The sequence below is a fragment of the Neobacillus drentensis genome (genome assembly GCF_036965245.1).
Lineage (GTDB): Bacteria > Bacillota > Bacilli > Bacillales > Cytobacillaceae > Neobacillus > Neobacillus drentensis_G.
On the sequence record NZ_JBALPG010000095.1, the window covers coordinates 5,429 to 16,260 of the forward strand.

Annotated in this window: 9 protein-coding genes and 2 pseudogenes; all 11 read right to left on the reverse strand. The window is 36.0% G+C overall.

Going from position 1 to position 10,832, the window contains the following annotated elements; genetic code table 11:
- Positions 1-129: 129 nt before the first annotated feature.
- The 11 genes and pseudogenes from V7150_RS18225 to V7150_RS18280 all read right to left on the reverse strand — a co-directional run bounded on the left by V7150_RS18225 (position 130) and on the right by V7150_RS18280 (position 10,703).
- Complete coding sequence (locus V7150_RS18225) at positions 130-1,293, reverse strand: MFS transporter (RefSeq protein WP_335521200.1); 1,164 nt, start codon at positions 1,291-1,293, stop codon at positions 130-132.
- A gap of 228 nt (positions 1,294-1,521) precedes the next feature.
- Entirely contained in the window at positions 1,522-1,701 is a 180-nt protein-coding gene (locus tag V7150_RS18230) for an ROK family protein (RefSeq protein WP_319942251.1), read from the reverse strand.
- Positions 1,702-1,902: 201 nt separating this feature from the next.
- Positions 1,903-2,181 (reverse strand): ROK family protein, encoded by a 279-nt coding sequence (locus V7150_RS18235; RefSeq protein WP_335521216.1) that lies wholly within the window; start codon positions 2,179-2,181, stop codon positions 1,903-1,905.
- 36 nt (positions 2,182-2,217) lie between these two features.
- A complete protein-coding gene (locus tag V7150_RS18240; RefSeq protein ID WP_248733485.1) occupies positions 2,218-2,607 on the reverse strand; it encodes a YidH family protein in 390 nt (129 codons plus the stop codon).
- A 163-nt stretch (positions 2,608-2,770) separates the two neighbouring features.
- Positions 2,771-3,489: pseudogene (locus tag V7150_RS18245) on the reverse strand (fibronectin type III-like domain-contianing protein); the annotation flags it as partial.
- Between the two features lie 20 nt (positions 3,490-3,509).
- Positions 3,510-3,713, reverse strand: a complete 204-nt coding sequence (locus tag V7150_RS18250; protein WP_248733486.1) for a hypothetical protein — start codon at positions 3,711-3,713, stop codon at positions 3,510-3,512.
- Positions 3,714-3,752: 39 nt separating this feature from the next.
- Positions 3,753-5,459: a glycoside hydrolase family 3 protein gene (locus V7150_RS18255; RefSeq protein ID WP_248733487.1), complete on the reverse strand. Its 1,707-nt coding sequence runs from the start codon at positions 5,457-5,459 to the stop codon at positions 3,753-3,755.
- 27 nt (positions 5,460-5,486) lie between these two features.
- The gene (gene pgmB / locus V7150_RS18260; protein ID WP_335521205.1) at positions 5,487-6,131 is read right to left on the reverse strand and encodes a beta-phosphoglucomutase; all 645 of its coding nucleotides are present in this window, start codon (positions 6,129-6,131) and stop codon (positions 5,487-5,489) included.
- A 197-nt stretch (positions 6,132-6,328) separates the two neighbouring features.
- Positions 6,329-7,407: pseudogene (locus V7150_RS26660) on the reverse strand (glycoside hydrolase family 3 N-terminal domain-containing protein); the annotation flags it as partial.
- 45 nt (positions 7,408-7,452) lie between these two features.
- A complete protein-coding gene (locus tag V7150_RS18275; RefSeq protein WP_335521207.1) occupies positions 7,453-8,838 on the reverse strand; it encodes an MFS transporter in 1,386 nt (461 codons plus the stop codon).
- An 86-nt stretch (positions 8,839-8,924) separates the two neighbouring features.
- On the reverse strand, positions 8,925-10,703 hold the full coding sequence (locus V7150_RS18280; RefSeq protein ID WP_335521209.1) for a sulfatase: 1,779 nt from the start codon (positions 10,701-10,703) through the stop codon (positions 8,925-8,927).
- Positions 10,704-10,832 lie beyond the last annotated feature (129 nt).

Sequence of the window (10,832 nt, forward strand, 5' to 3'; positions counted from 1 at the left end):
TCCCCTGCCCCGTACTCCCTCAGGAGTCGAGCGCCTTCCGCTCCAATCAACATAGCTGAAAAATTATCATGTACTTTGACATATAGTAATGGTGCCTGTCACCTTTTGGAACAGCCTCTTTCTGATTACTTAAGCTGTGCGATATGCTGACTCTTTCCAAACAAGGGTTAACCCAATTCCGACTAATAATAAGACTGTTGCAAAATAAAACGGATAGTTTAAATCGATATCGAATAAAATCCCGCCAATAATTGGTCCAATTACATTACCGATACTTGTAAACATCGAATTCATACCGCCAACAAAACCTTGCTCATTTCCGGCAATTTTTGATAAATACGATGTCACAGCAGGTCGCATTAAATCAAATCCGAGAAATACAGTTACTGTAACAAGTAAAATCGTAAAGTATGTGTTCACGAATGTGATTAAAAGTACAAGGATCGTCGAGAGAATAAGGCTATAACGAATTAAACGAATTTCACCCATCCATTTAGTCAGGCGATCGAATAATGCAACTTGAACAATCGCCCCTACAATACCTCCGCCTGATATAATGATAGCAATGTCCTTCGATGTAAAGCCAAATTTATGATCGACAAATAAAGCAAATAACGATTCAAAGGCTGCTAAACCAAACTGTGAAATTAAAATAATCAGAAAGGATATAAAATAGATCGGTGCAAAAATACGTTTAATTCCTGTTTTTTGCTCTTTTACTTCTTCATTTTCAGGATTTCGTTCTGGTTCACGAAGTGCGATAACAGATATAATGGCTGCGAATAATGCAATGACTGCAGCAATGAAGAACGGTAAGCGAGAACCAAACTCTGCTAAGAAACCTCCAACACCAGGCCCAACAATAAAACCTGTTGAAATGGCTGCCGACATATATCCAAGTGCTTTTGCCCGTGTATCAACCGTTGTAACATCCGCAATCACTGCTGTTACAGCTGGCATCATGAATGCTGCACTGACACCGCCAAGCATACGAGAAATAAAAAGAACTTCAACTGTTTTTCCGATTCCGAATAAAAACTCTGAAATACTAAAAATGATCAGACCAGTAACGATAATCCTTTTTCGCCCAAATCGGTCTACCCAACGGCCTGCAATTGGAGACACTATTAACTGTGTGACAGCGAAAGCAGCAACCATATAGCCGACAATTGATCCAGATAAATTTAACTCATCCATGATTGTCGGTGTAACTGGAATAACAAGGCTAATTCCTAAAAAGACAATGAATAGATTCGCCAATACGATAGCTAAGGTGATGTTTTGTTTTTGCATATTGCTCTACTCCTTTAATGGATAGCATCCCCTAATGGGAGAGTCAACGAATTTATTATCATAATGAATCGGTTTTGTCCTAAATCCACGCTTTTTTAGAGGATAACTGAAATAATATGTATTATCATATATTTTTATTACCATATTCTATCACTAACTTGCCCCTAAAGTGTAAAAAAACATGGGGAAATAGTTGATTCTGAGATTAATTTTTAATTAAACTAGAATTTATCTTTTATAGTGTTTAACTAACGATGCGGCACCTATTACTCCAGCATCATTTCCTAACTGAGCCAGTTTAATTTTCGTACTTGTTCTTACTTGTGAATATGCAAACTTATGAAAGTAATTTTCTACAACTTTCAACAGCATATCTCCTGCAGCTGACACTCCCCCACCAATTACAATTCCTTCAAGATTTTAAAAATTAGCAATATTTTCACAAGCTAATCCTAAATAGAAATAAAATTTATCCACTATAATGATAGCCAATCTATCTCCTCGTTTTGCTTGATCAAACACGGTCTTTGAAGTCACTTCTTGCCCATCATCAATTAACCACTTCAGTTCTGATTCACCTGCAAATTCTTCAGATAAATCGCGGGCTAATCAGACAACACCTGTTGCACTTGCTGCTGTTCCTATTTTGCCATGTATTAAGTTTCCTTCTGCAATCACGCCACCGCCAACACCTGTCCCAAGTGTGACAAAGACAACATTGTCACCACCTTCACCCGCACCCTTCCAGCTCTCTCCTAATGCCTTTACATTTGCATCATTATCGATATAAAATGGTATACTTGTTCCTCCTTTAATTGGTTCCTTTACTAGTTGCAATGTACTCCAATTTAAATTATAGGCCCTGATGACAGTCCCATTTTTACGAATAACATTTTTTTTAAAAAATTAAGTTCATTACCCACTTTATGACAATAATAAGATAGAAAGATACATAAAAATCATAAAAATTAAAAGTGAGAATAAAGTAGAAATAAATATAATAGAGTGGTTAGACGGAATAAAAACGCCCTCTTGAATTTCTCTTCTTTTCCTTGTGTATAGAATAGTAGACAATAGACCAGTTATAAATCCAACAATACACGCAAAGATTCCGAGAAATATAGCTAAGGTATTTAAATATGAAAAGGAGCTTATTTTAATAGTAAAATGTAATGAGGTAGTTAAAAAACCAACCCCTGTAATAGATATAGCAGTCCGGATCCATGCTAGATAGGTTCTTTCATTTGCTAAATGCTGCTGTGCAAATTTAACACTTTCTTCTGGTTGTTCTTTAATTTTTTTTAAAGAGTCCATAGTTAGCTAAATCTCCTTTAAAAGAACCAAAATAAAAATCACGTTTATCTTTGATGCATGCAAATGCTTTTTATTTAATTTGTTTTCATTACATAATGGAAAAATGTAGCTACTAGCATAGTTAATAACCCTATACTAGTTGCCACATCTCGTTACAAAGCAATTACTTAACTAAAGTTGTATTAAAAGTTTCCAACATTTCATTTAGCATATCATCAGTTATCTTAGTAGGATTAAAAGCAACTAATGCACGTAAAGGCAAATACTTCATCATCGCTTCCATTATTTCATTGCCATCTTCACCTTCGGAAATACTCGTTAGTGAATCGTCTTGATTGTACTGAGCAAGAAATTGCTGAGCTAGTGGAGCAATTTCTGGGTTAGCTAATAGATCACCTACGGTTGTATTTCTTGTGATTATCTTTTTAATTGCAACAGTTGATTCCACATATATAGTATCCGTAAGAACAACTTCTTTTATGATTTTCCAATTAGGATTTCAAATTCTCCCGTTTCTACATGCCAATCTTTCAACTCAACGTCATAGTAAGCAAATGCCCGCTTATCTAAGGTAAATGTTACCGTTTTTTCTTCGTCGGGTTGTAATTGGACTTTTTCAAAGCCCTTTAGCTCTTTTTCCGGTCTGATCACAGAGCTTTCAAGATCTTTAATATAGAGTTGAACAGTCTCTTTCCCTGCAACACCACCGGTATTTTTCACATTCACACTTACGGTAACGGTTTCCACATCCTGAATTTCTTTCTTGCTAATAGAAAGATTACTATATTCAAAGTTTGTATAGCTTAATCCGTACCCGAATGGGAATAACGGTTTAATGTTTTTCTTATCATAATAACGATAGCCAACAAATCTGTCTTTCTTCAGCATACAATTCAACATTGCTATCTATAGCCAGTCCAAGTTGCGTTGTTATTTCCCATTCCATGTAATAAGTACAATACAGGATACTTTTCTTTTGGTGTATGCGAAGGCTTAACTCCTCCAAAGCCAAGTGAGTCAGGTATAGTTGGTGATGGAAAAATAACAGTTATATCAACTGCTCTCTTTAATGTATACGAAATAACATTACAGTTAAATTTCGCCATAACTATTTCTCCATTTTATTTATATTTCTAGGTATAGTATTATAGTCTCGTATCCCACATTCCACAGAATGGATCTACAGGACTTATGCCCTGAAATTCTGACCTACCCATTAGCTTATCAATTAATGCTTCCAATACAAAGTCATTTGAACTGTAAGTATTAATATATGTTTTAATTCTTGGCACATCTAAAAGATGGTAAGGATTTTCTACAGATATAAATACTGTTGGAATTGCATTTGTAAAAACCGGCACATTAGCTCCCATTGGCTGAGCCCATTCAATACGCACAGTAGTCTGATTACTCTTTGTTGCCATATTGGCAAGATAGATAATAAGATCATATTTTTCAGTAATTTCTCCATAGCGATCAGCCAAACCTTCATAGTCTGGATTAGGTTTAAATACATCTATATCAAAGCCTTCTTTTTCAAGTAGATTCTTAACCTTTTCTGCAACCCCGGTTCTTACTGAATAGGCAAAACCCTGTTGGCTTTCTATGTCATAGTACAAAACCTTTTTATATTTCTTTGGAGATAAAGGCAAAACTCCTGTTTCCTCTTTCACTATGGTAATAGCTTTATCAGCACATTCAGCTGCCCAAGCTTTATGTTCTTCAGTTCCAATATTCTTTAATGCTTCATCAGGAGTAGGTACTAATTTCCCCTCTTTCTGTTTCTTAGGAAGCTTCAGTGCAGCCTTAAGTGCAAGTATCTTTGTTATTGCATCATTTAAACGTTCCTGAGTAACAATCCCATTTTTAATGCCTTTTCTCATATATTCGTAGTCTTCATCTATATTCTCAGTAAACAGGAACATGTCACAGCCGGCAGCGATAGCTTGTGGCACTGCCTTTTCTCTATGCATTGGAATTTGCATTCCAGCCATTGTTGAAGCATCTGTAACAACAAGACCGTTAAAACCTAATTGTTCTTTTAATAACTTTGTTACTAATTCATATGAAAGTGTAGCAGGTAGAATATCCTCGTCTTTTATCTGCGGATTGAATTTCTTAGTATATGCAGGCTGCATTATATGACCAACCATAACAGTCATAGCGCCTGCTTCAATACAAGCTCTATAGTTGGCTCCATAGGTTTTATCCCAATCTTCACAAGACATGGAGTTTATAGATGTAACCAAATGCTGATCTCTCTCATCCATACCATCACCTGGAAAATGTTTTATAGAAGCAGCAACACCATATTCTTGTACACCTTTTACATACTGAGCCCCCATTCTGCGAACCCTATCAGGATCAGAACCAAATGTTCGAGTGTTCGTTATAGGGTTTCTAAAATTATAATCAATGTCTATAATTGGTGCAAAAGCCCAGTTAGCTCCTACAGCAGAACCCTCACGTCCACAGACAACACCGAGTTTATATGCCATTTCATCATCATCTGTAGCAGCAACCTGCATCTGAGATCCAATAAAAGTTCCTTCTTCAACAATACCGTTAGCACCCTTTTCCAAGTTTGCTGAAATCAGCATTGGAATTTTCGAATTTTCTTGAAGAATACGTACAGTATTAAAAACCTGTTTTGCAGGCATAGGTCTGCACATTAATCCTCCCGGATTGTATTTAACCGGAATTTTCTTTAAATATTCCTCATCATCCGAATATGCTATTAGGCAAAAGAGTTGTCCAAGTTTTTCCTCATCACTCATTCCTGCAAGAGTATCTTCTACCCACTGTATATCCTCATCATTTAAACAAAATGGTTTTCCTTTTAAATTAATCATTTTGTACCTCCGTAAAAATTATTATAATTACATCAACAATTCATCAATAGAAATAAACTCCATACTACTTGCTTTATAGTCTGCCTTTGAACAATTAGTGGCGGAACCAACACCTACAGCTTTCATACCGCCAGATAGAGCAGCTTCAACTCCAGCTTCTGCATCTTCTACCACAACACAGTCTTCAGGCTTTGTTCCTAGCATTTTTGCTGCCAGAAGAAATACTTCTGGATCAGGTTTGCTATTTTTTATACTGTTTCCGTCTGCCACAGCATCAAAGAACCTTTCTAAGCCTATTCTTTCAAGAATAATGGGTGTGTTCTTACTTGAAGAACCAACGGCAATTTTAATACCTTTTTCTTTAAGTCCATGCAATATTTTTAACACTCCTGGCAGGATATCCTTTGGTGTTACACGTTGTAAAAATTCTTTATAATAATTGTTCTTACGCTCTGCAAGTTCCACTTTTTCTAAATTACTATATTTCTTCTCAGACTTCTCAAGGATAATCTCTAAGCTTTCCATCCTGCTTACTCCTCTAAGCCGTTCATTAATTGTTTTATCAAAATTTATTTTTTCTTCATCAGCCATTTTTTTCCATGCCTTATAATGATATTGATCTGTTGTAACAATTACTCCATCAAGATCAAATATTATCGCTTTCTTTGACATATCTTACCTCCGAAATACATGCTTTAAAAAAATTTATTAATTGATGAAACTTTATAACATTCTCTAACATCCATACTGGACTAACTACCATAAGTGGTGCTATCGCAGACTAAAGATAATGGAATGTATCATAAATATTAATCAACATTATGACAGCTATTAGCATAATAAAAAGCAATCTCTTTCCCTGCAACAACACCAGTATTTTTCACATTCACACTTACGGTAACAGTTTCCACACCCTGAATTTCTTTCTTGCTAATAGAAAGAATACTATATTCAAAAAGTTTGTATAGCTTAATCCGTACCCGAATGGGGAATAACGGTTTAATGTTTTTCTTATCATAATAACGATAGCCAACAAAAATGCCTTCTTTATATTCCACTTTGTCTCCCTCACCGGGGAAGTTTAAGAAGGAAGGATTGTCGCTTAATTGGTTTGGAAATGTTTCGGCTAATTTTCCGCTCGGATCTGCTTCGCCAAAAATCCAATCAAGCTGTTCATCATCAGCTAGCACGTGAAGTTGCAAGAGAGAGCATGGTTCTTTTGAAAAATGAGAATGGTATATTCCCTTTGAAAACGGAAGGCACAATCGCAGTTACTGGCCATTCCTCTTTCAAAATGTCATTAAGCAAATATTTATTTTCGGTATGCATATTCTCCATTCACCTTGTTGTAAGAACACATCACTGTCCATGGTTGAGATTTCTTGACAGCACCCTCAAAGCTAGCGAGATAAATTTCACGCAATATTCTTTCATCTACAATCGCATCCGTAGACATCCGGCGATGCTCATGGTTGTTAGCTGCAAAATGTTTAAGAGAAGTACCAACACCTTGGCTTTGTACCCCCTTAATTTGACTCGCTGCCATTTCCGATGAAAGATAAGGATCCTCAGAGAAATATTCAAAGTTTCTCCCACAAAGTGGTGAACGCTTGATATTGGCACCTGGGCCAAGCAGAACTGCCACGTCTTCAGCCTGACATTCTTCACCTAAAGCGATACCTACTTTTTGAATCAGATCCCGATTCCAAGTGCTGGCTAACCCAACAGCAGACGGAAAACAAGTAGCAGGTAACTGTCAAACACCCCTAAATGATCCGCACACTTCCCCGCTGCTTTCGAAGACCATGGGGACACCATCCGTTACCATAATTGATGGAATCCCTAATCGTTCGATCCCTTTTAAATACCAGAAATCTAATCCAGAACATAACCTTGCTTTTTCCTATAAAGTCATTTGTGTAATCAACTTTTTTATATCTCTAGTCATCATTAGCCTCCAAATAAGCAGTTATAGTAACTTCTTAATCTTCCACTATACAGCAGCTTCATTCTTTTTTTCTCTGTTATTTATCTCCTCTACCATTTTTGCACTGAATTCATTTGTAATTGGATAAAACTTCATAACTATCACAATAACTATATATCCGAGAATTGGTACAAGGAAATTCATATAACCAATCGTTTTTAATACTTCAGGGGTTTGGTGTTGCCCTGCAACATAACCTACAGCTCCTAATACAGCTCCAGAAATAAGACCTCCAATGGCTCCCCCTACTTTATTTGTGAAAATCGCCATTGAATGTACTGTACCGGAACCGTTAATACCTGTTTTCCATTTTCCGTAATCCACACAATCAGGTAACATGGTCCATGGAAGAACTGAAGTAAGTGGACCAATAAGGCTGATAATAATAGATAGAACAAAGATTGGCATTACATTCTTATAAGGAATTAATAATATTACAACAAATGGAATGATAGAGAATAAAGATGCATACATATATACGTGTTTCTTACCGAATTTTTTAACCAAGGGTGGAATTAACATAAATACAGGAATTGAAATCAAAGTGCCCCATAAATTTAATTTTGAAAACAAATCCAGTCTGCCAATATTATATTGCCAATAGTAAATTGATGTAGAAATACTTGTGACAAATGCAACCATATTAGCTAAAAAAGCAATCAATAATAATAATAAAGGTTTATTTTTTGTAATTATATTAATTTGTGCTTTCAATGTAGGATGACCATCAATTGAAGATGAATCATTTTTGCTATTTACCTTTTTGATATCATGTCGTTTTGCACCATGGGCACAAAGCCAAAATGATGCAATGGATAAGATTGAAAACAAGAGCGTTGTAAAAAACCATCCTTTTTGCCCACTTCCAAATAAAGCAATTAAAGGAAGTACAGCTGCGGAAGCTACTAAGGCTCCAAAGGTACCCATAAATTGTTTTGCTGTAGCAATTACCGTCCTCTGACTAGAATCTTGACTTAAAATTGCAGTTAAAGAGTGATATGGTATGTTCACGATTGAAGATACAAAAGAATAACCGACATAGGTTGCTATTGCATAATATATTTTCGCTGACGGACTTAAATGAGGCGCAGTAAATAGTAAAAGGGTAACCATAGCTAAAAGGGGTGAGCCAAAAATTAGCCAAGGTCTATATGTTCCCCATTTACTATTTGTTCTATCAGCAAGCATTCCTATCATAGGATCCAAGATTGCATCAATTAACCTAACAATTAAAAATACACTACCAACAGCGATAGGAGAAATCTTAAAAACATCAGTATAAAAATACATTAAGAAAGATGTTGTAAGAACATATAACAGGTTTGACCCAAATCCGCCAAAAGAATATAACGTTATTTCGCTCTTTTTTGCATTAGCATTTATTGAACTCATGCCTATTCCCCCATATTTTTTTTGGTTATTTAGTAGCCACAATGAATTGAAATTTGCAAATCAGCCGCAGGTAAGCTTCTACTCGATTAATTTGTACGACCAGCTAGTCTAATGAAATACTGTGCTTTTTCTTTTTCCTCCTTTGGAATACTCACATCGATAAATTTCTCAACTACCTCTGTAGTGATTTCATTGAACCTTGAACTAACCACAAATTCTTCAAACTTATTTAAAATATCTTGACGGACATTCTCGGGAATAATATTTAGTAAAGCTCTTATTTGATTTTGCGCTCCCTTATCCCATAGATTATCCAACAAAATATTTAATTGTTCTGCTTTCCGGACCGCTTCTTTCTGCTGCCTTAATTCCTCTACTGTCATGATGCCGTTCTCCGGAATACCCAATCTTTCAAATTGCTCCTTTGGCGCATCATTTTCTCTCATTTTCTCAGCTATCTTTTCAATAAATTTCAATTCAATTTCTAGATCTTCAATTTCCTCTTTTTGTTCAGGGTCTGTTGTTAAATCGAACAATTTTGATCCATATTGAAATGGGTTAGTAAATTCCTCTCCCGCACGTATTTTCATGGTTTGACACCCTTTTGTGAAAGAAAATGGTTCTTGAATTTGAATATTTTGTAACTCACTGGGAGAAAATAGCTTTCTCATATGTGTTGGTATTAGCGTATACTCATATAATGGTTCGTTCTTTGGAGAGACAGGAGCTTTCATATAAACATACTTGCCATCTGTTATATTGACATGGCCTCCATGGAAACCGAATAGAGCGCTTTCACGTATTGGCTGATCTGATTGAATGGTTTCCCGCAATGGCCGCCCATCCATATTTTCCGGTAATGGAACTCCGAAAAATTCAAGTAAAGTGGGGGCCAAGTCGACTGTTTGGACAATTGACTGTCTTCTTTCTCCTTTTTTACCTACCCTAGGATCCCATACGAATAACGGAGTATGTGCTATTTCTTCATAAACCGGCATGATACTCTTTGACCACCATCCATGCTCTCCCAACAAGTATCCATGGTCAGTATTCACAATCAACATGGTATCCTTCCACATATCATGCTTGTCCATTAATTCGATAACACGCCCTAAATAGTGGTCACACATACTTAAAAGTGCAGCATATTCATATCTTCCATGTTCTACTACTTCTTCACCCTCTTGAACAAAGTAATACGGCGGCCAGTCAAAATGTTTTCCTTTGTATTCATGAGGATACAAATCTTTGTAATGTTGATAAGCAAAAAACGGTTCATGAGGATCGAACGCTTCAAGCTGTAAAAACCAATTATCTTCATCCTTATTCTTTTTGATAAATTCCATCCCTAAAGAGAAGGTAACTGCCTGTGGATGTTTATCTTCACACTCGAAATAGCTCCGATTAATGACGTCTTGTCTGAACATATTACTTTTCACAAAAAAATCTGGTGATTCCGTTTCAGGATAGTCTGGGTTTTTCAAGTGGCCTTTCCACGGGTCTCCTTCTTGTCCTCTAACAAGTTCAAAGGAACTATATCTTGGATGGTAAGTCGCACCTCCATCTTCCCAATAATGTTGATGGTCAGTTACCAAATGAGTATATACACCATTTTGTTTTAGAACTTCTGGCATTGAATTATCAAACGGTTCAATAGGACCCCAGCTTCGGTGTAAGAAGTTATAACGTCCGGTATGAAGTTCACGTCTTGCTGGCATACACGGTAAACTCCCTGCATAACACTGATCAAAAACAACCGTTTTTTCTCCTAACTTTTTAAAATTAGGGGCATGAGTCCAATCACATCCATAGTTTGGGAGCATATGCCTATTAAGTGAATCAAACATAACCATGATTGCTCGCATGATAATTTGTCTCCTTTTTTATTGTTTATTCCCACAATAAGTGATATTTTTTACATCCTTTAAAGGTTTCCTATCTCTTTATAAAAGCGCTTTTATAAATTCAATTTATCAATAAATATCTTATTAAAC

Coding starts and splice junctions, on each gene's coding strand:
- pgmB (WP_335521205.1), bottom strand. CDS start 6,131: ATGTCAAAGAAAGCGATAATATTTGATCTTGATGGAGTAATTGTTACA.
- V7150_RS18240 (WP_248733485.1), bottom strand. CDS start 2,607: ATGGACTCTTTAAAAAAAATTAAAGAACAACCAGAAGAAAGTGTTAAA.
- V7150_RS18255 (WP_248733487.1), bottom strand. CDS start 5,459: ATGATTAATTTAAAAGGAAAACCATTTTGTTTAAATGATGAGGATATA.
- V7150_RS18280 (WP_335521209.1), bottom strand. CDS start 10,703: ATGCGAGCAATCATGGTTATGTTTGATTCACTTAATAGGCATATGCTC.
- V7150_RS18225 (WP_335521200.1), bottom strand. CDS start 1,293: ATGCAAAAACAAAACATCACCTTAGCTATCGTATTGGCGAATCTATTC.
- V7150_RS18275 (WP_335521207.1), bottom strand. CDS start 8,838: ATGAGTTCAATAAATGCTAATGCAAAAAAGAGCGAAATAACGTTATAT.
- V7150_RS18250 (WP_248733486.1), bottom strand. CDS start 3,713: ATGGCGAAATTTAACTGTAATGTTATTTCGTATACATTAAAGAGAGCA.